Here is a 22,777-nt window from a genome sequence, read left to right as displayed (position 1 = left end):
TATGTTGGATGATGCACGCCTCCACCCTGTTCCAGACACACCAAAAATACTGCTCACGGGGGCGACCGGCTTCGTAGGGCGTTCAGTGCTCAATGCGCTGGTCGATGGTAAGTATCCGGTTGTCAGCGTCACCCGTAAAAGGCGTGTTCCCCCCGTGCCTGGTGTGCAGGAGTTTATTGTCGGGTCGCTGACGGACGATATCGACTGGCAGGTCCCATTATTGGGAGTCGACGTCGTCATACACTCCGCAGGTCGTGCGCACGTCATGAATGAAACGCATAGCAACCCGTTGCAGGCGTTTCGTGAAGTCAACGTGGACGCGACGCTCAAGCTTGCCCAGCAGGCAGCCGATGCGGGTGTAAAACGGTTTATTTTTATCAGCTCGATCAAAGTGAACGGCGAAGAGACCCCAGCTCACACTGCGTTTACTTCGCGGGATATTCCGGCGCCGCTTGACGACTACGGTGTGTCCAAGCTGGAAGCCGAACAGGCGCTTCTGGCGCTGGCGGGGCGAACCTCGATGGACGTCGTGATAATCAGGCCTGTTCTTGTGTATGGCCCAGGTGTGAAGGCGAACTTTGAACGCATGCTTTCGATCGTGAACAAGAAACTGCCGCTGCCTTTTCGTACTATTGATAACCGTCGAAGCCTGGTTTTCATTGATAACCTGGTGGATTTGATTTGTGTGTGCATCAAGCACCCGCAAGCAGCAAATCAGGTGTTTCTGGTCAGCGACGATAATGATTTATCTATTGGGCAGATTCTAGAAAAACTGGCCATAGCCATGAATAAGTCGTCACGCGTTTTTTCATTTCCCTATTTTCTTTTAAACGCTGCGGCAACCTTGGTGGGTAAACAGGCGTTTTTGCAGCGGCTGTGCGGGTCTCTCCAAGTGGACATTACTGATACGCGCGAGCGCTTGGGTTGGGCCCCTCCCGTCAGCATTGATGAGGCATTTGCTATCACGGCCCGACATTATCTAGCCCAACAAAGTGGAACATCGCATGGGTAATCTGGCCGAACTGCTTAAGTCGAGGGATAATAATTTCAATTTTATCCGAATGGTCGCGGCGTTCTTCGTACTGGTTTCTCATTCTTACCCGCTCTCTCGTGGCGCGGCTGAAACCGAGCCGTTGATGGCGCAACTCGGGATAACGCTGGGCGGATTAGGCGTATTCACCTTTTTTTGTATTTCGGGATTTTTTATATCGCTGAGTTACGAGCGTTCAAAGACAAAGATTGACTTTGTTGTTGCGAGGTTTTTACGTTTGTATCCTGGGCTTTTAGTTGTGCTGCTGTTAAGTGCGTGGGTGGTCGGTCCCCTGTTCACTGAACTCAGTCTGCACGATTATTTCTCTGCCAAGGAGGTGCATAGGTATATTACCGGGAACTTAAAGTTGAAGGATATTCAGTTTCAGTTGCCTGGCCTGTTTCAGGATAACCCTTACCCTGGTATCAATGGTTCTCTGTGGACGTTGTATTATGAAGTTTTGCTGTATGCGATGGTGTTTGCACTCGGCGTCGTCGGTTGTTTGACACGTCTGCGCCGGGTCTCGGTATTTTTTGCAGTGTATTTTTTGTTTTATGTTGTTTTTAACGTGCTGCAAAAAAACGAATACATGGTCTTCGGTTTCCAGTTGCGTAGCTGGGTGCAGTGGAGTTTCGCGTTTGTAATCGGCATGTTCTTGTACGCCTACCGATTTAAGATTCAGTTGAACATCTGGTACCTGGCGCTCGGGTGGGTGGCGGCCCTGTGTCTCTACAGGACGCCTGTGTTTGTCGAGGTGTTGGTGGTGGCGTGGAGTTACTCTGTGTTCTTCGTCGCCTTTAACACACAGTGGTTTGCACGGCAGTACAATAAACTGGGTGATTACTCGTACGGTTTGTATATCTATGCCTTTCCCACTCAAGAGATTCTGGCTCATCTCTACAAAGGGATATCCCCTGCGCAGATGATTATCCTGGCATTACCTGTTGCTCTTGTTCCTGCTGTGCTTTCTTGGCACGTGATCGAGCAACCCTGCATTTTGCGCAAGAAAGAGATTGCGTCCAGACTGTCTCAGGCCTGTGCGAAGCTGTCCGGTAAGTTTGCCAAGTATTCACCTAAATAGTTTTGAATGATAAGGTTGGTGGGAAATGAAGCGTTTTTTTGATCTTGTGCTGAGCCTGGTCGCTTTGCTCATACTGCTGATTCCGATTGTGCTTGTCACCCTGGCAGTAAAGTTGACGTCAAAAGGGCCCGCACTTTATTGGTCGGACCGGGTAGGCGTGAATAATGTACTGTTCAGGATGCCGAAGTTTCGCTCGATGCGTACAGGCACACCGGCAGTCGCTACGCATCTACTCCTGGACCCTTCCCAATACTTAACGCCTATTGGCAACTTTTTACGTAAATCCAGTTTGGACGAGTTGCCTCAACTGTGGAGTATTATTGTTGGCGATATGAGTTTTGTCGGGCCCAGGCCAGCGCTGTTTAATCAAGCGGACCTCATTGAGTTACGAACCCAGCAAGGCGTGCACCTCATTCCGCCAGGCCTCACTGGATGGGCGCAGGTTAATGGACGGGACGAACTGCCGATTCCGGTCAAGGTTGACTATGATGCTTATTACGCGAAAAATATGAGCGTTCTTTTCGATCTGAAAATCTTGTTTTTGACCGCCATGAAGGTAATCAAGCGCGACGGTGTTTCCCATTAATTGCATCGCGTTGCGTGATTGGCCTGTTTAGGTTAGCGGTGTACAGTGTGTTTTTTGTACTGCGTTTATCGCGCAGTCAAAAAATTTTGATCTAACGCATGGGCGGTAGGTGAGTCATGATAAACCGGTTGCGTGCTTGGCTATTGAAGCTACCTCGTCATCAAAAACGACTGATACAGGTATTGGCGGACGTTGTACTGGTTTCTTTAGCGCTGTGGATAGCGTTTTTAGTCCGTCTCGGAATCGACGAGATGATCAACCCGGTCAGAATGCATCTGTGGTTGTTCTTAGCCGCGCCGGTGGTTGCCATTCCGTTGTTCATTCGCTTTGGCATGTACCGTGCTGTTATGCGCTATTTTGGCAACGACGCACTCGTCGCCATTATCAAAGCCGTCAGCCTTTCGGCTTTGATTCTGGGTGTGGTCGTCTACTGGTATAGCAATCATCAGAACGTCGTGCCGCGGTCCATTATCTTTAACTACTGGTGGTTAAGCTTGATTATGGTCGGCGGTTTGCGCCTGACCATGCGTCAGTACTTCCTCGGCGATTGGTTTGCAGCGGCCCAGCACGTACCATTTACCAGCCGTGAGGATGGCCTGCCGCGGGTGGCGATTTATGGTGCGGGGTCCGCCGGCAACCAGTTGGTCGCGGCACTTCGCATGGGGCGTGTGATGCGCCCGGTTGCGTTCATTGACGACGATGACACCATCTCGGAACGCGTCATTTCCGGCCTTCAGGTTTACAAGCCCAAGCATATCCAACGGATGATCGACGCTACCGGTGCTCAAGAAATCCTCCTGGCACTGCCTTCCTCCAACCGCGGCCGGCGTCGTGAGATTCTTGGTTTTCTTGAGGGGTTTCCGTTACACGTGCGCAGCGTCCCGGGGTTTATGGACCTCGCCAGTGGACGGGTCAAGGTTGATGATATTCAGGAGGTCGATATTGCTGACTTGCTGGGTCGTGATTCGGTCCCCGCACAAGCTGATTTGCTTGAGCATTGCATCAAGGGGCAGAGCGTCCTTGTGACCGGGGCCGGTGGCTCGATAGGTTCAGAGCTCTGCCGGCAAATCCTGGAGTTGAAGCCCAAAACCCTGCTGTTGTTTGAACACAGCGAATTCAACCTCTACAGCATTCTGTCTGAGTTGGAACAGCGCATTACCCGAAAATCGTTGCCGGTAAAACTGCTGCCTATCCTGGGGTCAGTGCGTGACCCTTCAAAGCTGCTGGATGTGATGAAAGCGTGGCGGGTCGACACGGTTTACCACGCTGCTGCCTACAAGCATGTGCCGATTGTCGAGCACAATATCGCAGAGGGAGTGCTGAACAATGTCATCGGCACACTCAATGCGGCTCAGGCGGCCGTCCAGGCCGGGGCCTCGAATTTTGTGCTGATTTCCACGGATAAGGCGGTGCGTCCGACTAACGTCATGGGCAGCACCAAGCGTCTTGCCGAGTTGACGCTTCAGGCACTCAGCCGCGAACTTGCACCGGTGTTGTTCGGTGATAAGTCCAACGTTTCCCGCGTGAATAAAACCCGGTTCACGATGGTTCGATTTGGCAATGTATTGGGCTCTTCCGGCTCGGTGATTCCGCTGTTTCACAAGCAGATAAAGTCCGGTGGGCCGCTGACCGTCACGCACCCCAAAATCACCCGCTACTTCATGACCATTCCTGAAGCTGCTCAGTTGGTCATACAAGCCGGTTCAATGGGCCTGGGCGGCGACGTGTTCGTGCTGGACATGGGCGAACCGGTAAAAATAGTCGAACTCGCGGAAAAGATGATCCACTTGTCAGGGCTGAGTGTGCGCTCCGACAAGAACCCTCATGGTGACATTGCCATTGAGTTTTCCGGGTTGCGACCGGGAGAAAAGCTTTACGAGGAATTGCTGATTGGGGACAACGTCGTCGCGACGCAACATCCGATGATCATGAGTGCCAATGAAGATTATCTGCCTTGGGAGACTCTAAAGCTCAAGCTCTCCGAATTGCTTGCGGCGGTGGATCAGGACGATTTCAGCCGTGTTCGCCAGTTGTTGCGGGACACCGTCAGCGGTTACACGCCGGACGGGGAAATCGTCGATTGGATCTACCAGCAGCGCCGACTTGAGCCGTGAGATCAACGGTTACATAACCGCTGATACCGTTCAAAGCGGGCGCGCCACCAGCGCTGAGTCAGGCCCGCTGGCCGTTGAGGAATATGAAACACACTCTGTAACCCAGTCACTTTTGACTCTCTCCCAACATCACCTAAGTTAGGAAGGCAGCTTCGGAAAGCTGCTTTTCTTTTATTGATGTCATGGAGCGTCACCAATGCAAAAAACCTCTATCTCTTCCCTGATCTTTGCCTTCCTCGCGAGCATCTCCGTAGCGGCCACGGCTGCCCCGTCTGTCAAAACCGAAGCTCCCGCCCCGATCGCTGCACAGATGACCAAGGTTGAGCAATCTGCCCAGGTCAACCTGAACGCTGCCGATGCGGAAACCCTGCGCCGCGACCTGTTTGGTATTGGCGCCGCCAAGGCGAAGGCGATCATCGCGTATCGTGAAAGTAATGGCCCCTTCACGGCGGTGGATGAGTTGCTGGAAGTAAAAGGTATCGGTAAGGCGTTGCTGGAGAAGAACCGCGACAGGCTGGTGGTCAACTAAGGGACATTATTGTAAAAAAGGCCGGTCAGTGACCGGCCTTTTCTTGCTCTACAACCTGCGCTTTCAATGTGGTGCGCACCACATTCAAGATCCGGGTTGCCAACGCTGCACTTTCGACACTCCTGGCCAGTACCAGCGCGCCTACCAGTGTCGACATCAGCATCAGGCTTTGCTCATCGGCATCCGCGTTTCCCAAGGCCGCTTCGACTTGCTTCAACCGAGCCCCAAGCACCGCATCCGTGGTCGGGCTAGGCTGGCCTCTTTGGCCCAGTTCCGAAGACATGGTCGGTAGCGGGCAACCTTGCTCCGGTGAGGTCTGGTGCCATTCAGACAGGTAGCTGTCTATGAATGCATCCAGCGGCCGTTCCTGATTGAACAGCGCTTCGCAATGCGCATCCAGTTCTGCAGCAGTCGCCTGCAGGGCTTTTTCCACCAGTTCATCCTTGGATTTGAAATGCGCATAGAACCCGCCGTGCGTCAGGTTCAAAGCTTTCATCAAGGGTTGCAGCCCGGTGGCCCCAATCCCGTCGCGGCGAAAGCGTACGGAGGCTTCCTTGATGATGCGTTGGTGAGTCTGGGCTTTATGGTCTGCTGAATAACGCATAGGACTGCCTCGGGAGCGAGCGCGTATTTTAACGAAGTTGAACCTATTTACCCATCCGAACTAGGTGCATCTGCATTGGCATGAAAAGTGATTACATTTGGTTCAGTGATTGTTCAACAATCTTGAGGTGGTCATGGCGCTTAGTTTGTCTTTAGCCGATCAGATTGCGCTCGAATTGCGTGCTGACATTATGGGTGGACGCCTGTTGCCTGGAATGGCGCTGGTCGAGGTAGATCTGGTCAAGGCTTATAACGCTTCGCGCAATACGATCCGCGAAGCGCTGCACCGTTTGGGGCAGGAGGGCCTCACCCGCTATGTACGCAATAAAGGGGTGATGGTTCGGCGGCTGGAGCGCGATGAAGTGCGTGACCTGTTCGTCGTACGTCGCACCCTGGAATTACAGGCCATCGCCCACAGCCGCGCGCTGACGCACGACCAGGCCGAGCGTATGCAAAGCGCCATCGAGGCCACCACGCTGGCCCGGGAACGTGAAGACTGGCGCGCGGTGGCGACTCACAGCCTGGTGTTCCACCAGCAGATTGTCGCGCTGATGCGCAGCCCATTGTTCGATGAGTTTTTCGCCCAGGTCATTGCCCAGCTGCGCCTGGCGTTTTGCGCTGCTCCCGATGAGCAACGCTTCCAGTCACCCTGGCTGGAGCGAGACCGAGAGATTTACGCGTTATTGGTCCAAGGCGATAAACCGGCGGCAGGCACAGCGATGAGCGTGTACCTGGAGGATTCGGAACGACTGTCATTGGCCCTGTTTACCCAACCCTGATTGAGGAACCGCATCATGTACAAAGACTATCCGGCCGCTTATCAGGTCAGCAAAGGTTCGGCGCTGCAAGTGGACACAGCGTTCTACGAACGTATTCGCGAACAGGCGGATAAACGTACGCTGGTCGAGCAGTTTGAGGTGCCGATTCGCACGGGGAGGGCGTGGAAGGTGCCGGCCGGGCACGTGTTCCGTGTCACCACCCCGGTGGGCCCGCAGGTAGGCGACTTCAATGTGTGGAACGCCAATGACCCGCGCGAACGGTTATGGGCAGCGCGCACGCGGCAGTTGCAAGGTGCTCATGTCAGTACCCATGACCGGTTGTGGTCGAACCTGCCTTTTCTGCGGCCCTTGGTGACCATCACCGATGACAGCCTGGCGGGCTATGGCATTGATGAACATGGTGGGCGCCTGCACGATTTGCTCGGTACGCGCTGTGATCCGTATGTGAACCGTATGCTGACCGGCGAAGATTTCCATCACCATTGCCACTCCAACTTGACTCGAGCTGTGTTGCCCCACGGCCTGACGGAGTTCGACGTGCACGACGTGCTGAATATTTTCCAGTGCACTGGCCTCAATCATGACGACATGTACTTCATGAAAGCCTGCCCGGCGCAGAAGGGCGATTACCTGGAGTTTTTTGCCGAGATCGATTTGTTGTGTGCGCTGTCGACGTGCCCTGGCGGCGATCTGTCGTTGCCGATGTGGGGGCCGGACGCGCAAGACCCGCTGACGGTGTGTCGTCCATTGGGTGTTGAGGTTTATCGTTTGGAGGATGAGCTGCTCAAGGGCTGGCGCCAGCCCGAACGTGCGGCCTATAAAGGCCAGCACGGGTTGCAGATTGCCAAGGCGGACTGGGAGTAGCTCAGGATTCAGCGATCTTGCGCATCCTTGGCATCCGCCTGCGCGTTGCGATCGGCTACGCGTTTGCGTTGTTCGTCAGTGAGTTCCACCTTGTTGGCGCTGTCACGCAGCATCAGCAGCCCACCGACGATCGATCCGATCGCTACCACTAAAATCAACCACGCATACCACGGCATAAGGCTCTCCTTGAGACGGACTACCGTGGGAGAATTTTCCCACGGTAATAACTGCTTTGAGTAACAGGCTTTCTTAGTAGTTCATTGTAGGCCTGTTCCGTCCCGTTAACCTTAGAGCCCTGTCAGCATTGCATCCGCCGGTGCATCGGCGCGGTCTTGTGCGGTCAGCTGGAAGTAGATGAACCCTACGGCCATAAAGCCTAAAAAGATCAGTCCGATCAGTGCGTTGAACCACGCCATGGCCACCAGGCACACCATCGCCAGCACCAGCGCGATGCCCGGCACGATCGGATAACCCGGTGCGCGAAACGTGCGTTCCAGCAGCGGTTCAGTCTTACGCAGCTTGAACAGGCTGAGCATGCTCATGATGTACATCACAATGGCACCGAACACGGCCATGGTAATCATCGCTGCCGTCAGCGTCATACCGCCCAGGTTGATGAGGCCGTCGCTGTAGATGGCGGCGATACCGACCACGCCACCGGCAATGATTGCGCGGTGCGGCGTTTGAAAACGCGACAATTTGGCAAGGAAAGACGGCAGGTAACCGGCACGGGCCAGGGCAAAGAACTGGCGCGAATAACCGAGGATGATGCCGTGGAAGCTGGCGACCAGGCCGAACAGGCCGATCCACACCAGCATATGCAGCCAGCCGGAGCTGTCACCCACCACGGATTTCATGGCTTGCGGCAACGGGTCGTTGATGTTCGACAGGGTGCGCCAGTCGCCCACGCCGCCGGCGAAGAACATTACGCCCATGGCCAGGATTACCAGGGTCAGAATGCCGCTGATGTAGGCCTTGGGAATGGTGCGCTTGGGATCTTTCGCTTCCTCGGCAGCCATGGCCGCGCCTTCGATGGCGAGGAAGAACCAGATGGCGAAAGGAATGGCTGCAAACATCCCGGCAATCGCTGGAGCACCAAAGGTGTCAGAACCGGCCCAGCCATTGAGGGCGAAGTTGCTGAAGCTGAACGCCGGCGCGACCACCCCCATAAACACCAACAATTCCGCGACCGCGAGCACGCATACCACCAGTTCGAAAGTCGCCGCGAGTTTCACCCCGAGAATGTTCAGGCCCATGAACACGAGGTAAGCCCCGACCGCTGCATGTTTTGGGTCGAGTGCCGGAAACTGCACATTCAAGTAGGCGCCGATAGCCAAGGCAATGGCGGGCGGTGCGAAGACAAATTCGATCAATGTCGCTAGCCCGGCGATCAAGCCACCTTTCTCACCAAACGCGCGACGGCTGTAGGCAAACGGGCCACCCGCATGAGGAATCGCGGTAGTCAGTTCGGTAAAGCTGAATATAAAGCAGGTGTACATGGCGGCGACCATCAACGACGTCACCAGAAAGCCCAGCGTACCGGCCACGCCCCAGCCGTAGCTCCAGCCAAAGTATTCGCCGGAAATCACCAGCCCGACCGCAATACCCCACAAATGCAAGGTGCCCAAGGTGGGTTTGAGTTGTGTGTTCATCGTGTAGCGCTCCCTGAACGGTTTGGAATGATTCAGGGTGTTGCAGCGGCCATGCCATTGTGCAATGCGGTGTCGTAAAGACGCCGAACTGTCGCCGAGGAGATCGTTTGGCGTTTGAAAATTTCTGTCATTGCACCAGTTAAGGGCGGTGGTGGTTGAACTGCCGCCATCGCGGGCAAGCCCGGCTCCCACTTGGGGTTGTGGTCAACTGTGGGCGCCGGGCTTGCCTGCGATGAGGCCGCAACCGTCAAAACACGCCCGTGTAAACCGCGCATAAACCCACTCTTTACGCCGTCTTTACGGCCTGACCGTACCCTCGCTCTCGTTCCTTTACGCCACTCCTGCCGACAATTGACCCACACGCGGCAATCGCCGCAAAACGGAGAGACTTCCATGAGCGTTCTGGACGGGGTGTCACTGCTATTGGCCGTGGCACTGTTCATTTATCTGCTGGTTGCGCTGTTACGCGCGGATCGGAACTAGGAGCAGGCTATGCACAGTTATGACTATTGGCTGATCATCGCCTTCTTTGCCGTGGTACTGGTGCCGGCACCGTTCCTGGGGCGGTTCTACTACAAGGTGATGGAGGGCCAGCGCACCTGGCTGTCGCCGGTTCTCGGCCCTGTCGAGCGGGTGTGCTATCGCCTGTCGGGCGTGGACGAGCATCAGGAACAGAGCTGGCAGAAATACACGCTGGCGTTGCTGGCGTTCAACCTGGCTGGCTTTGTGTTGCTATTCGCGATCTTGCTGTTCCAGGACGTGCTCCCCCTGAACCCGCAGAAATTGCCGGGTCAGGAATGGACATTGGCCTTCAATACGGCGGTCAGTTTCATGACCAACACCAACTGGCAGAACTACAGCGGTGAAGCCTCGCTGAGCTACCTCAGCCAGATGGTCGGCCTCACCGTGCAGAACTTCGTCAGCGCGGCCACCGGTCTGGCGGTCCTTGTCGCCCTGTGCCGTGGGATCGGTCGCAAATCCACCAAGACGTTGGGCAACTTCTGGGTCGACATGACCCGCGCCACCCTCTACGGCCTGCTGCCGATGTGCCTGGTGTTCGCGCTGTTCCTGGTCTGGCAGGGCGTCCCGCAAACCTTCGCTCACTATGTGAACGCCGTGACCCTGCAAGGCGTTGACCAGGTGATCCCGCTGGGCCCTGCGGCCAGCCAGATTGCGATCAAGCAGTTGGGCACCAACGGTGGCGGCTTCTTCGGTGTCAACTCGGCACACCCGTTTGAGAACCCGACTGCCTGGGCCAACCTGTTCGAGTTGTCGGCGATCATCCTGATCCCGGTGGCACTGGTGTTCACCTTCGGCCACTACGTGAAAGACCTGCGCCAGAGCCGGGCGATTCTCGGTTGCATGCTGGCCCTGTTCCTGATCGGCGGCGCGACCTCGCTGTGGGCCGAATACCAGCCGAATCCGACCCTGAACAATCCCGCTGTGGAACAAACCGCGCCGCTGGAAGGTAAAGAAGTGCGCTTCGGCACCACCGCCACGGTGTTGTGGTCGGTCACCACCACGGCGGCGTCCAATGGTTCGGTCAACGGCATGCACGACAGCCTCAACCCGCTGAGCGGGATGGTGGCGCTGGTTAACATGATGGTCGGCGAAGTGATCTTCGGCGGCGTCGGTGCCGGTATGTACGGCATGCTGCTCAACGTGTTGATCGCCGTGTTCCTCGCCGGCCTGATGATTGGCCGCACCCCGGAATACCTCGGCAAGAAGCTCCAGGCCAAGGAAGTGCAGTTGTTGGTGGTGACCTTGCTGGTGATGCCGATCGGCACCCTGGTACTGGGCGCCATCGCCGCCAGCCTGCCGGGTCCGGCGGGGGCTATCAGTAACCCTGGCCCGCACGGTTTCAGTCAATTGTTGTATGCCTACACCTCGGCGAGTGCCAACAACGGCTCGGCGTTCGGCGGCTTCAGTGCCAACACCACGTTCCACAACCTGATGATGGGTCTGGGGATGTTGATCGGCCGCTTCGGCTACATCCTCCCGGTACTGGCCCTGGCCGGCAGCCTGGCGATGAAGAAGACCGCGCCGATTGGCCAGAACAGCTTCCCGACCCACGGCCCGCTGTTCGTGACCCTGTTGACCGTGACCATTTTGCTGGTGGGCGGCCTGACCTTCCTGCCGACGCTGGCACTGGGCCCAATTGCTGAACATCTGAGCATGGGCTTCTAAGGGGATATGAAAATGAATATGCCTGCAAAAAATGCCGCTCCCGTGAACACTCAGGAGTCGCCAAAAACCGCCATGTCAGCCCTGTGGCGCCCGGCGCTGGTCCAGGCTTTCGTCAAGCTCGACCCACGCCAACTGCAACGCTCGCCAGTGATGCTGGTGGTCGAATTGACCGCCATGCTGACCACCGTGCTGTGCTTCGTGCCTGACACCGCGGTGCCGACCTTCGTCGCCGTGCAAATCGCCGTGTGGTTGTGGTTCACCGTGCTGTTCGCCAACTTCGCCGAAGCCCTGGCCGAAGGCCGCGGCAAAGCCCGCGCCGACAGCCTTAAAGCCGGCAGCGAAGGCCTCAGTGCGCGCCGCAAGGAAGCCGACGGCAGCTTCAAGGTCGTACCGGCCACCAGCCTGCGTAAAGGCGACGTGGTACGCGTTGCCGCCGGGGAAATGATCCCCGGTGATGGCGAGGTCATCGAAGGTATCGCCGCAGTCAACGAAGCGGCAATTACCGGCGAATCCGCCCCGGTGATCCGCGAGTCCGGCGGTGACCGTTCGGCCGTCACCGGCAATACACGCCTGGTGTCGGACTGGCTGCTGGTGCGCATCACCGTCAACCCGGGCGAGTCCACACTGGACCGCATGATCGCCCTGGTGGAAGGCGCCAAGCGCCAGAAGACCCCTAACGAAGTCGCGCTGGATATCCTGCTGATCGGCCTGACGTTGATCTTCCTGCTGGTGGTGGTCACGCTGCAGCCGTTCGCCCACTTCGCCAATGGCAACCTGCCGCTGGTGTTCCTGGTCGCACTGCTGGTGACGCTGATTCCTACCACCATCGGCGGCCTGTTATCAGCCATCGGTATTGCCGGTATGGACCGCCTGGTGCGCCTCAACGTGATCGCCAAGTCCGGACGTGCCGTGGAAGCGGCAGGTGACGTGCATGTGTTGCTGTTGGACAAGACCGGCACCATCACCTTCGGTAACCGTCGCTGTGCCGCAGTAATCGCTGCGCCCGGCGTCAGTGGCCGTGAGTTGGCCGAAGGTGCGTTGCTGGCCTCCCTGGCGGATGACACGGCAGAAGGTAAATCCATCGTCGAATACCTGCGTGCCTTGCACCCTCAGGCCGAGCCGACACTGGATCAACTGACCTCTGTGCCGTTCAGTGCTGAAACGCGCCTGTCCGGTGTCGACTATCAGGGCCGGGTGTACCGTAAAGGCGCCGTCGATTCGCTGCTGGCATTTATCGGCCAGCCACGTCGCGACCTGCAACCGGCGCTGTCACGGGAAATCGACAAGATCGCCCAGAGCGGCGGTACGCCGTTGCTGGTGTGCGCCGATGGCAAATTGCTCGGTGCGATCCATCTCAAAGACGTGGTCAAACCCGGCATCCGCGAACGTTTTGCCGAGCTGCGCAAACTCGGGATCCGTACCGTGATGGTGACGGGCGACAACCCGTTGACCGCTGCCGCGATTGCCGCTGAAGCCGGCGTGGATGACGTGCTGGCTGAAGCCACCCCGGAGAAAAAACTCGCACGCATTCGTCATGAGCAAAATGACGGTCGCCTGGTCGCCATGTGCGGCGACGGTGCCAACGATGCCCCGGCACTGGCCCAGGCGGACGTCGGCATGGCAATGAACGATGGCACCCAGGCGGCGCGTGAAGCGGCGAACATGGTTGACCTCGACAGCGACCCGACCAAATTGCTGGATGTGGTGCAGATCGGCAAAGAGTTGCTGGTGACGCGCGGCGCGTTGACGACCTTTTCCATCGCCAACGACGTGGCCAAATACTTCGCGATCCTGCCGGCGCTGTTCGCCTCGATCTACCCGCAACTGGGCGTGCTCAACGTGATGCACTTGCAGAGCCCGCAGAGCGCGATTCTCTCGGCCATCGTGTTCAACGCCCTGATCATCGTGGTGCTGATTCCCCTGGCGTTGCGCGGTGTGCGCGTACAGGCAGCGAGTGCGGCGGCGTTGCTGCGTCGCAACCTTCTGATCTACGGGCTGGGCGGGATCCTGGTGCCATTCGTGGGCATCAAGGCGATCGACATGCTGCTGACGGCGCTGCACCTGGTTTGACCCGATTCCTGTGGGGGCCAGGCTGGCGCCCACAGGTTGCAATGACTCACGTGAGGAATTTGAAATGTCCACCATGATCCGCCCGGCCCTGAGCCTGCTGGTACTCATGACCCTGATCACCGGCGTCGCTTACCCACTGGTCGTGACCGGTGTCGCGCAAGTCGCCTTTCCTGCTCAGGCCAACGGCAGCCTGGTGCGTGATGCCGACGGCAAAGTGCGCGGCTCAAGCCTGATTGCCCAGGACTTTACCGGTGACGGCTGGTTCCATCCGCGCCCATCGGCGGGCGCGTTCGCGACGGTTTCCAGCAGCGCGAGTAACCTCGGCCCAAGCAACCCGGCATTGGCAACGCGCATCTTTGATGATGCCAACAAACAGTTGGTGGCAGGGCAGGGGCCGGTGCCTCTTGCCTCACTGACTACCTCCGGCAGCGGTCTTGATCCACACTTGCCACCCGCGGCGATTGCCTATCAACTGGCGCGTGTGGCAGCTGCGCGGAATGTGCCGGTGGCGACCCTGCAACGCTTGCTCGATGAGCACATCGAAAGCCCGCTGGTAGGGCCGCCGGTGGTCAACGTATTGGCGCTGAACATGGCGCTGGAAAAACTCTGAATTCCGTGTGGGAGCGAGCACGCCCGCTCCCACACTGGATGTTCAGTGACTTGAATACCTGAAGGAACCCAAGCATGAGCGACTCCGGCCGCGCCGATGCCCTGTTAGCCGACCTGCCACGGGACGGCCGTGGCCGGCTCAAAGTCTTTCTCGGCGCCGCGCCGGGTGTGGGCAAGACCTACGCCATGCTTCAGGCCGCGCACACCCAACTGCGCCAGGGCGTGCGCCTGGTCGCCGGGGTGGTTGAAACCCATGGCCGTGCCGAGACCGAAGCGTTGCTCAGCGGCCTGCCGCAACAACCGTTGCTGCGCAGTGAATACCGCGGCGTGATGCTCGAAGAAATGGACCTCGACGGCCTGCTCGCGGCCAAGCCCAAACTGGTGCTGGTCGACGAACTGGCCCACAGCAACGCTCCCGGCAGCCGCCATGAAAAACGTTGGCAAGACATTCAGGAGCTGCTCGCCGCCGGCATCAACGTGTTCACCACGGTCAACGTCCAGCACCTGGAGAGCCTCAATGACCAGGTGCGCGGCATCACCGGCGTGCAAGTGCGCGAAACCCTGCCGGACTGGGTGCTGCAAGAAGCTGACGAACTGTTGCTGATCGACCTGCCATCGCGCGAGCTGCTTGAACGCCTGCGCGACGGCAAGGTGTATGTACCGGAACAGGCTCGCGCGGCCATTGATGCGTTTTTCACCCAGACCAACCTCATGGCCTTGCGCGAGTTGGCCATGCAGACCGCCGCCGCCCACGTCGATGACGATTTGGCCCAGGGTTATCGGCAACTCGGCCAGGCCGCGCCGGCGGTCCGTGGCCGCTTGCTGGTCGGGATCGATGGCGATGCGCAGGCCGAGCGCCTGGTGCGCCACGCCAGCCGTGTCGCCCAGCGTCGGCATTTGCCGTGGAGCCTGGTGCATATCGATAACGGCCGTGCGCGGGATGAGCAATCGCGCCTGCGGTTGCAAAACGCGCAGCAACTCGCCGAGCGGCTTGGCGGGGAAGTGGTGCTGCTGCGGGCGGGGGAGGTGGCGAAGACACTGATTCAACATGCTGCCGAACGCCGCGCCAGCCTGCTATTGGTCGGGCAGTCGCGTATGCGCTGGCGGCGTCGTTTGTTCGGCGGCGGGCTGGCGGCGCGCCTGCTGCGCAATGCGCGTGGCTTGGAAATCAACGTCCTCGACAGCGATGACATGCCCGCGCCCCCACGCCTGCCGGATGTGCGTGGGTTGGTGTGGTTCGACTACGGCCTGGCGGTAGTCGCGACCGTGGTGGCGGCGGCGTTGGCCTGGGCCGTCGCCAGCGTGTTGCCGTTGCCGAATATCTCCCTGGTGTTTCTCGCGGCGGTATTGCTGGTCGGTGTGCGCAGCAGCCTCGGGCCGTCGCTGGTGTGCGCGGCGCTGTCGTTCCTGACCTATGACTTTCTGTTTATCCCGCCGAGTTTCTCCTTCGCTATCCAGCGTGAAGAGGACGTGTTGACCCTGCTGTTTTTCCTGCTGATGGCCGCGTTGACCGGCAACCTGGCCGCGCGCCAGCGTCGGCAGCTACAGGCCTTGCGGGATACTCAGGAAGAAACCAGCGAGCTGCTCGACCTGTCGCGCAAACTCACCGCCGCCACCGACCGCCAGGCGGTAATCAGTGCGGCGGCCCATCATTTGGAAGGCTGGAGCGATCTGGACCTGTGCCTGGTCAATCGCGACGGCCAGGGCGGCTGGAAGGTCGAGACGGGTTCGCCGTTGAATCTCACGGAGTCCGAACGCGCCGCCGCCGACTGGGCCTGGCAGCATGATCAACCGGCCGGCATGGGCACCGGCACGTTGCCGTTTGGGCGCTGGTGGTGGTGGCCGCTGTCGGGTGAGGAGGGGCCCTTGGGCCTGCTCGGTGTGAGCCCCAAGCCGGGCCTGGAATTGAGCGGCCAACGCCGTCGCCTGCTGACGGCACTGAGCCAACCGTTGGCTCAGGCCTTGGCACGTGCGCAATTGGCACAGGAGCTGGAGTCCGCGCGCCTGCACGGCGAGACCGAGCAACTGCGCAGCGCCTTGCTGGCGTCGGTGTCCCACGATTTGCGCACACCGTTGACGTCCATGCGTGGCAGCATTGACAGCCTGTTGGCCCTCGGGGAGGCCATTCCCCTGGAAGATCGCCGCGAATTGCTCGAAGGCACTCGCGATGAAGCCGAGCGCCTGGACCGCTATATCCAGAACCTGTTGGACATGACGCGCCTGGGCCACGGCGCACTCAAGCTGGCGCGTGATTGGGTCGCGCCCGGTGATATCGTCGGCAGTGCACTGGGCCGTTTACGCGCGGTGCTGGCGCCGTTGCAGGTGAAAACCGACGTGCCGGCGGAGTTGCCGTTGCTGTACGTGCACGCCGCGTTGATCGAGCAAGCGCTGGTCAATGTGCTGGAAAACGCCGCGCGTTTCTCTCCGCCCCAGGGACATTTGGAGGTGACTGCTGGTGTGGCGGACAACCAGCTGTTTTTTGCGGTGGCCGATGAGGGCCCCGGCATTCCCGAAGACGAGCGCGCGAAGATTTTCGATATGTTCTACACCGCCGCCCGCGGTGATCGTGGCGGGCAGGGCACCGGCCTGGGCCTGGCGATCTGCCAGGGCATGGTCGGCGCCCACGGTGGCCGTATCAGCGTCGCCGAGGGCATTGAAGGGCGGGGCACCTGCATCACTTTGTTCCTGCCATTGCCGACACAGCCTGGCCTGGAACGCGAGCCTTGAGCTACCCTCTTTTCTCCACGGATTTTGATTGGACACCATGAGCCAGACCGCGACGATTTTAGTCATTGATGACGAACCGCAGATCCGCAAATTCTTGCGGATCAGCCTGGCCTCCCAGGGCTACAAGGTGATCGAGGCCGGCACCGGCAACGAAGGCCTGGCCCAAGCGGCATTGAGCAAACCGGATTTGCTGGTGCTCGACCTTGGCTTGCCCGACATGGACGGCCAGCAAGTGTTGCGCGAGTTTCGCGAGTGGTCGACGGTGCCGGTGTTGGTGCTGTCGGTGCGCGCCAGTGAAGTGCAGAAAGTCGAAGCCCTCGATAGCGGCGCCAATGACTACGTGACTAAACCCTTCGGGATCCAGGAGTTTCTCGCCCGCGTGCGCGCATTGCTGCGTCAGGCACCGGCGGGAGAAGCCCAGGAAGCCGCCTTGAGTTTCGGCCCGTTGACGGTGGACCTGGCCTATCGCCGCGTGTTGCTGGACGGCGTCGAAGTCGCGCTGACCCGCAAGGAGTATGCGGTGCTGGCGCAATTGGCGCGGCACCCTGGGCGGGTGATTACCCAGCAGCAACTGCTCAAGGATATCTGGGGGCCGACTCACACCGAAGACAGCCACTATCTGCGCATCGTCGTCGGCCACTTGCGCCAGAAGCTCGCGGACGACCCGACTCAGCCGCGGTTTATTGTGACCGAGGCGGGTGTGGGGTATCGGTTGTTAAATGCCTGAGTTGAGCGGCGCCTGAACTGGCCCCTTCGCGAGCCAGCCCGCTCCCACATTCGATCGAGTTCCACCTTTGGAATGCGCACAAATGGGGGAGCGGGCTTGCTCGCGATGACGCCATCAGCCACGCCGCCAGTCAACCCTGCTCACTCTCATACTTGTCCAGCGTATCCCTGGCGATTTCCCGGCCCAAGGCGATCAACTCCGGCGCCTTGTAGAACTCGAAAAACCGGCACACGCGCTTCGGCACGTTGATCAGCACATCCGGCGGGTAACCGGCAATCTTGTACTGCGCCAGTGATGTTTGCATCACCTCGAAGCTCTGGTTGATCAGGTCCAGCAGCGACGCCGGGCCAACGTTGTCGATGATGAACGAGCCGGTCGCCGATTTGGGTGCCCCGGCTTTTTCCGGCGCGGCGGCGGGTTGTTGGGATTCGGGCTCGGCCGACTCCAGCCAGGGGTTGATTTCTGCGGTCTGGGCCTGCAATGCCTCCTGCTCCAGCTTCATTAACTGCTCGGCTTGTTTGCGGCGAAACGGCAGGTGTGAGCCCAATGATTTGGCCAAGCTGTTGAAGCGGCTCTTGAACGCCGGCGGGCGCTGGATCACCGGCAGTTGGTAGTGTTTTTGGTTGGTGGCGTTGAGGTTGACCGCGATGATCAAGTCGCAATGGCTGGACACCACCGGCACAATCGGCAGCGGGTTGAGCAGGCCACCGTCGACCAGCATGCGGTTGCCCTGCATGACCGGTGTGAACAGGCTGGGAATCGCCGCCGAAGCGCGCATGGCCTGGTGCAGGCAGCCTTCCTGGAACCAGATTTCCTGTTGGTTGGTCAGGTCAGTGGCAACGGCGGTGTAGGGAATGCGCAGCTCTTCGATATTGATCTCGCCGACAATCTTGCGGATTTGCCCGAAGACTTTCTCGCCGCGGATCGCACCCAGGCGAAAACTCACGTCCACCAGGCGCAGCACGTCCAGGTAGTCGAGGCTTTCGATCCAGTTTCGGTATTCATCGAGCTTGCCGGCGGCATAGATCCCGCCTACCACTGCGCCCATCGAGCAACCGGCGATACAGGCGATGTCGTAGCCGCGCCGTTCGATTTCCTCGATCACGCCAATATGGGCGTAACCCCGGGCTCCGCCGGAGCCCAGCACCAAGGCAACACGTTTCTTCATGACCTGATCCTTCGCAAAACAGGTGCCCACAATGCACCCATCAAGGTCAGTGCTTCAATCCTCGTCGACACACGCAATAATTTTCCGGAATAGTCGTGGCGCTCGGGTATGCTCTGGCTATTGTGACTTTCGGTTTCAGGCTCCCGTACAAGGCACTTTTCCTTGTCGCCAACGTCTACACCGTACGACTGTTTTTCTTAAATTTGAGGTGTCATTGATGAAAGCCTGGATGTGTGTGCCTGTGATCGTGTTGGCCCTGGCCGGTTGTGCCGGGAAAACCGCGTACCGCGACAGTTGTGGCACGCAATTGGACGCGGCGTGGCATGAGTTGGATTTGGCCAAGGCCGAAGGGTTTGCCGGGACTGTCAGCTACTCTAAGGCGTTGTCGTTGTTGACGGGCGCCAAGACCCAACAGCAATTCGAAGCGTTTGAAGGGTGCTCCAACAAGGCCGAGAAAGCGCGGTTCTATATCCGTGAGTCGCGCGCCGGGCGTTAACCCGTAAGCGGCAAGCAGGGTCTTAATGGTTTAGGGAGGAAGGGATGTCAGCTTTGGTTGATCAGTTAGTCGCTCAGGTCATTGGCCTGGAGGTAGGGTTACTGAGCTGCCAGGCTCGCCTCGCCGCCGTCACCGACGATGAAGCCTTGCACGACCTGCGCACCACCGTGCGGCGCCTGCGCAGTTTGCTGCGGCCTTTACGTGGCCTGCCGGGTGTCGAACAGCTTGAATTGGCCGCCGGCACGGTCGGCCAAATGACCACGCCGCTGCGCGACCGAGAGGTCCTGGCGGCGTATCTTCACCAGCACGGTCATCACGACGCTGCCGACCGACGCCTGCGCCTGCAACCCGATGCCTACCGCCACGTCGCGCAAAGCCCGGAACTGGCGCACCTGCTGCTGATCCTTGATGCCTTCCCACGTTTTATCCGCGCCTCCCAGCACCAGAAGCTGCTCAAAGGCCTGCGCCCGAGCATCGAAAAGCGGCTGGGCAAGCAATGGCACGCCCTCGATAAAGCCCTGAAAGACCCAAACCATGACCGTCATCGCCTGCGCTTGCTGATCAAGCGCGTACGCTACGCGGCCGAGGCCTACCCCGCGCTGGACAAACTCCCGGCCAAAGCGATGTCGCGCCTCAAGCAAGCGCAGGGCGCCCTGGGTGATTGGCACGATTGCTGGCAGTGGTTGGCCCAAGCCGAACATCAACCCGACTTGCAGCCGTGTGTTGCAATCTGGCATCGCACCATGGCCGAGGCTGAAGGGCAGGCGGATCGGGTGCTGGACAAGCTTGGCGCCGATTGTTTTTAACGCGGTCCGGTTTTTGGCCGGAATGCGCGCTGTACGTGGCTGACCTGATGGTTAAGATCCCTTGATCGGTTTTCTTGAGGTGAGGTCGCCATGCGTTTTAGTGATTTGCTCGACGCTGCCCGTAGTACCCCGCTGGACGTCACTATTCCCGCCGAATGGGCCCAGGGTCGCGCGACCTTTGGTGGCCTGGTCGCCGCCTTGCAATACGAAGCGCTGCGCGCTCAAGTACCGGCAGACCGGCCCTTACGCTCACTGGCTGTGACCTTCGTCGGTCCGGTCGCCCCGCAGATGCCTGCCAGTTATCAGGTTGAGGTCCTGCGCGAAGGCAAGGCTGTGAGTCAACTGCTCGGCCGTGTGGTGCAAAATGGCGAGGTTGCAACCCTGGTGCAGGCCAGCTTTGGCGCGGCACGCGAGTCGCAGATTGATGTGGCAAGCGAGGCCCCACCGGTGTTCAAACATTGGGATGAGTGCCAGGAGTTGCCTTACATCAAGGGTGTCACCCCCGAATTCATGCGGCACCTGGCAATGCGCTGGAGTGTCGGCGGACTGCCGTTTACCGGTAATAAATCGCGCGTCATGGGCGGCTGGGTGCGTTTGCGCGGGGACGTGAAGGAAGAGCCCCTCACCGAGTCGCACATCCTCGCCCTGGTCGATGCCTGGCCACCGGCCTTGCTGCCACACCTGTCCGCCCCGGCGCCCGGCAGCACGCTGACCTGGACCATCGAATTTATCCAGCCGCTACATGACCTGAGCACCCTCGACTGGTGCCAGTACTGCGTCAACATCGAGCATGCCCGCGACGGCTATGGCCATGCCGCCGCCGCACTCTGGAGCCCGACCGGCGAGTTGATCGCCATCAGCCGCCAGACCGTGGTGGTCTTCGCCTGAGCCTCAGAACCGCTGGCTACCCTGAGCTTCCAGCGTGCGCCCGTGGCGTTGCAGCGCAACGCCTGCCAACACACCGATGGCGCCGACGGCAAAACTGGCCAGGCTGAGGCTGAATACACCGGATGCCATCGACAGAAAACCGGTGATCAGCAGCGGTACGGCAATCAACTGCAGCCCCAGGTTGGTCGGGTGCTGAAGGCTGTGTGGCTGATTGCGCCATTGCCACGCGGGGAAGTTAGGATGACGTTTGCCCATGATGATTAATCCTCTGTCCGTTGAAACAACATGGACAAAGTGTAGGTCGCAGGCGGGTGGGGCGGCGAATCAAGCCTCGCTATGGGGGCCATAGCCAGCCTTGTCTGGCTACAACTTCAACTGCCCGATCGCCTTGCTCAACTCCCCGGCCAGCGTCGCCAGTTCATTGCTGGTGGTGGCCGAGCCCACGGTCTGCTGCACGGTGTTCTCGGTCACATCACGAATGCTCACCACTGCGCGGTTCATCTCTTCGGCAACATGGCTCTGCTGTTCGGCGGCGACGGCAATCTGCGTGTTACTTTCGCGCATCTGCGCCACGGCACCGGTGATTTCGGCGAGCGCCGCGCCGGCTTCCTGGGCCTGTTGCACACAGTCGTCGGCCTTGAGTGAGCTTTCCTGCATGAAGTCCACGGCGTCGCGGGTGCCCGATTGCAGGGCTGACACCATGCGGGTGATTTCGTCTGTGGAGGTTTGCACGCGTTTGGCCAGGTTGCGCACTTCGTCGGCGACCACGGCAAAACCACGGCCCATTTCCCCGGCCCGGGCGGCTTCGATGGCGGCGTTGAGGGCGAGCAGGTTGGTCTGTTCGGCGATGCTATGGATCACACTGACGACACCGTTGATTTTCTGGCTGTCTTCGGCGAGTTGCTGGATCATTTCGGCGGTCTGTTGCACGCCGGTGGACAACCCGGCAATCGAGCGCTGGACCCGGTCGACCACTTCCCGGCCGCTGCCCGCCAGGGTATCGGCGGTCTGTGACAGGTCGCGGGTGGCGCCGGCGTGTTGGGCGATATGGTGGACGGTGGCGGTCATTTCGTTGATGGCGGTGGCGGCCTGGTCGGTTTCGCTTTGCTGGCCGAGCATGCCGTGTTGCACCTCGTTCATGCTGCTGGCCAGGCGCGCGGCGCCTTCATCGAGCTGCCGCGCAGTGCGCGCCACGGTGTTGACCACTCGCTGGTAGCCGGCTTGCATGGCGTTGAACGCACTGGCCATTTGGCCGACTTCGTCTTTGCAGGCCAGCGGCACGCGGGCCGACAAATCGCCGGTCTTCTCGACGTGCAGCATCACGTCCTTGAGGGTATTGAGTTGGCTGAGCAGGAAGCGGATCAGCAACTGCGAGGCGCCAAGCATCGCCAGCATCAGGATCAGCACCGCCACGGCGTAGTTGGCGAAGCGTTCGGTGAATACCTGGCTCAGGCTCTGCCCGTAGGCCAGCACGGCGACCTGTCGCCCATCGGCGCGCGCAATGACGTCAGCGCCGATCAGCGGGTTGTTCCCGAACAAGGGCAGATGATTCAGTGCGACCCAGCCACGGGCTGTGCTCAGGGCTGACAGGTCCTGATCGGCCAACTGCGGGGTTTGGCCACGGGCAAACGTCAACCAATGCTCGCCTTCAGGCAGCGCCTTGTCGGCCGGCCAGGTGCCGAGCAATCGGGCCTGCGCCTGGGCCGAGGCTTGGGACGCGTCGCTGCGTGCCTGTTGTTCGAGCTGCACGGCGTACAGCACCAGCAGCAAGGTGGTGATGAAAGCGACCGCGTTGACCGCCCAGAATTTGTATTTCAGCGAGATATTGCTAAGCCAGGCACCCATGGAAGGTTTTCTCTGA

21 protein-coding genes and 1 pseudogene are annotated in these 22,777 nt (G+C 59.4%); 16 read left to right on the top strand and 6 right to left on the bottom strand.

All coding sequences use genetic code 11. The features are described from left to right. The first annotated feature begins 1 nt into the window (after window position 1). From JFT85_RS07815 to JFT85_RS07795, 5 genes are all read left to right on the top strand, one after another. A complete protein-coding gene (locus JFT85_RS07815) occupies window positions 2–1,012 on the top strand; it encodes a UDP-glucose 4-epimerase family protein (RefSeq protein WP_069553082.1) in 1,011 nt (336 codons plus the stop codon). Further along, window positions 1,005–2,111, top strand: a complete 1,107-nt coding sequence (locus JFT85_RS07810) for an acyltransferase family protein (RefSeq protein WP_073636972.1) — start codon at window positions 1,005–1,007, stop codon at window positions 2,109–2,111. Before JFT85_RS07815 ends, JFT85_RS07810 begins: the two co-directional genes overlap by 8 nt. Window positions 2,112–2,136: 25 nt before the next feature. Then, the gene (locus tag JFT85_RS07805; RefSeq protein WP_053255114.1) at window positions 2,137–2,697 is read left to right on the top strand and encodes a sugar transferase; all 561 of its coding nucleotides are present in this window, start codon (window positions 2,137–2,139) and stop codon (window positions 2,695–2,697) included. 116 nt (window positions 2,698–2,813) lie between these two features. Next, on the top strand, window positions 2,814–4,811 hold the full coding sequence (locus JFT85_RS07800; RefSeq protein WP_162232018.1) for a polysaccharide biosynthesis protein: 1,998 nt from the start codon (window positions 2,814–2,816) through the stop codon (window positions 4,809–4,811). Window positions 4,812–5,007: 196 nt separating this feature from the next. Further along, window positions 5,008–5,340, top strand: a complete 333-nt coding sequence (locus JFT85_RS07795) for a ComEA family DNA-binding protein (protein ID WP_053255115.1) — start codon at window positions 5,008–5,010, stop codon at window positions 5,338–5,340. Window positions 5,341–5,365: 25 nt separating this feature from the next. Here JFT85_RS07795 and JFT85_RS07790 read toward each other — a convergent pair whose 3' ends face one another. Continuing rightward, window positions 5,366–5,944 (bottom strand): TetR/AcrR family transcriptional regulator, encoded by a 579-nt coding sequence (locus JFT85_RS07790; protein WP_053255116.1) that lies wholly within the window; start codon window positions 5,942–5,944, stop codon window positions 5,366–5,368. Between the two features lie 133 nt (window positions 5,945–6,077). On the opposite strand from JFT85_RS07790, the gene JFT85_RS07785 reads away from it, so the two are divergent. Next, a complete protein-coding gene (locus JFT85_RS07785; protein WP_053255117.1) occupies window positions 6,078–6,722 on the top strand; it encodes a GntR family transcriptional regulator in 645 nt (214 codons plus the stop codon). 15 nt (window positions 6,723–6,737) lie between these two features. Beyond that, window positions 6,738–7,586, top strand: a complete 849-nt coding sequence (locus JFT85_RS07780) for an urea carboxylase-associated family protein (protein ID WP_053255118.1) — start codon at window positions 6,738–6,740, stop codon at window positions 7,584–7,586. A gap of 8 nt (window positions 7,587–7,594) precedes the next feature. On the opposite strand, the gene JFT85_RS07775 is transcribed toward JFT85_RS07780, so the two are convergent. Together JFT85_RS07775 and eat are read right to left on the bottom strand one after the other, a co-directional pair. After that, complete coding sequence (locus tag JFT85_RS07775; protein ID WP_064502997.1) at window positions 7,595–7,762, bottom strand: DUF2897 family protein; 168 nt, start codon at window positions 7,760–7,762, stop codon at window positions 7,595–7,597. Between the two features lie 111 nt (window positions 7,763–7,873). Next, complete coding sequence (eat, locus tag JFT85_RS07770) at window positions 7,874–9,238, bottom strand: ethanolamine permease (protein ID WP_053255119.1); 1,365 nt, start codon at window positions 9,236–9,238, stop codon at window positions 7,874–7,876. Window positions 9,239–9,631: 393 nt separating this feature from the next. Here eat and kdpF point away from each other — a divergent pair, with 393 nt between their 5' ends. From kdpF to JFT85_RS07740, 6 genes are all read left to right on the top strand, one after another. Then, window positions 9,632–9,721, top strand: coding sequence for a K(+)-transporting ATPase subunit F (kdpF, locus tag JFT85_RS07765; RefSeq protein ID WP_003218754.1), 90 nt, complete (start codon window positions 9,632–9,634; stop codon window positions 9,719–9,721). A 9-nt stretch (window positions 9,722–9,730) separates the two neighbouring features. Continuing rightward, window positions 9,731–11,425 (top strand): potassium-transporting ATPase subunit KdpA, encoded by a 1,695-nt coding sequence (gene kdpA / locus JFT85_RS07760; RefSeq protein WP_053255120.1) that lies wholly within the window; start codon window positions 9,731–9,733, stop codon window positions 11,423–11,425. A gap of 12 nt (window positions 11,426–11,437) precedes the next feature. Next, window positions 11,438–13,495, top strand: a complete 2,058-nt coding sequence (gene kdpB, locus JFT85_RS07755; protein ID WP_371850832.1) for a potassium-transporting ATPase subunit KdpB — start codon at window positions 11,438–11,440, stop codon at window positions 13,493–13,495. A gap of 64 nt (window positions 13,496–13,559) precedes the next feature. Next, window positions 13,560–14,105, top strand: a complete 546-nt coding sequence (kdpC, locus tag JFT85_RS07750) for a potassium-transporting ATPase subunit KdpC (RefSeq protein ID WP_073636964.1) — start codon at window positions 13,560–13,562, stop codon at window positions 14,103–14,105. A gap of 74 nt (window positions 14,106–14,179) precedes the next feature. Continuing rightward, window positions 14,180–16,831: a sensor histidine kinase gene (locus JFT85_RS07745; protein WP_073636962.1), complete on the top strand. Its 2,652-nt coding sequence runs from the start codon at window positions 14,180–14,182 to the stop codon at window positions 16,829–16,831. A 37-nt stretch (window positions 16,832–16,868) separates the two neighbouring features. Then, entirely contained in the window at window positions 16,869–17,558 is a 690-nt protein-coding gene (locus JFT85_RS07740; RefSeq protein ID WP_053255124.1) for a response regulator, read from the top strand. A gap of 130 nt (window positions 17,559–17,688) precedes the next feature. On the opposite strand, the gene JFT85_RS07735 is transcribed toward JFT85_RS07740, so the two are convergent. Next, the gene (locus JFT85_RS07735; RefSeq protein WP_053255125.1) at window positions 17,689–18,726 is read right to left on the bottom strand and encodes a patatin-like phospholipase family protein; all 1,038 of its coding nucleotides are present in this window, start codon (window positions 18,724–18,726) and stop codon (window positions 17,689–17,691) included. Window positions 18,727–18,943: 217 nt separating this feature from the next. Between JFT85_RS07735 and JFT85_RS07730 the strand changes: the two genes are divergently transcribed. The 3 genes from JFT85_RS07730 to JFT85_RS07720 all read left to right on the top strand — a co-directional run bounded on the left by JFT85_RS07730 (window position 18,944) and on the right by JFT85_RS07720 (window position 20,916). After that, entirely contained in the window at window positions 18,944–19,222 is a 279-nt protein-coding gene (locus tag JFT85_RS07730) for a hypothetical protein (RefSeq protein WP_010176194.1), read from the top strand. 44 nt (window positions 19,223–19,266) lie between these two features. Next, window positions 19,267–20,028, top strand: coding sequence for a CHAD domain-containing protein (locus tag JFT85_RS07725; RefSeq protein WP_201229618.1), 762 nt, complete (start codon window positions 19,267–19,269; stop codon window positions 20,026–20,028). A gap of 90 nt (window positions 20,029–20,118) precedes the next feature. Continuing rightward, window positions 20,119–20,916, top strand: a complete 798-nt coding sequence (locus JFT85_RS07720) for an acyl-CoA thioesterase (protein WP_201229616.1) — start codon at window positions 20,119–20,121, stop codon at window positions 20,914–20,916. Window positions 20,917–20,922: 6 nt separating this feature from the next. On the opposite strand, the pseudogene JFT85_RS07715 reads toward JFT85_RS07720, so the two are convergent. Further along, window positions 20,923–21,171: pseudogene (locus JFT85_RS07715) on the bottom strand (terminase); the annotation flags it as partial. Between the two features lie 108 nt (window positions 21,172–21,279). Further along, window positions 21,280–22,761, bottom strand: a complete 1,482-nt coding sequence (locus tag JFT85_RS07710) for a methyl-accepting chemotaxis protein (protein ID WP_073636955.1) — start codon at window positions 22,759–22,761, stop codon at window positions 21,280–21,282. Window positions 22,762–22,777 lie beyond the last annotated feature (16 nt).

Origin of the sequence: Pseudomonas sp. TH04 (assembly GCF_016651355.1) — a bacterium.
Taxonomy (GTDB): domain Bacteria; phylum Pseudomonadota; class Gammaproteobacteria; order Pseudomonadales; family Pseudomonadaceae; genus Aquipseudomonas; species Aquipseudomonas fluorescens.
The sequence above is the reverse complement of the archived record's forward strand: the minus strand, read 5'-3'. Positions and strand labels throughout refer to the sequence as shown.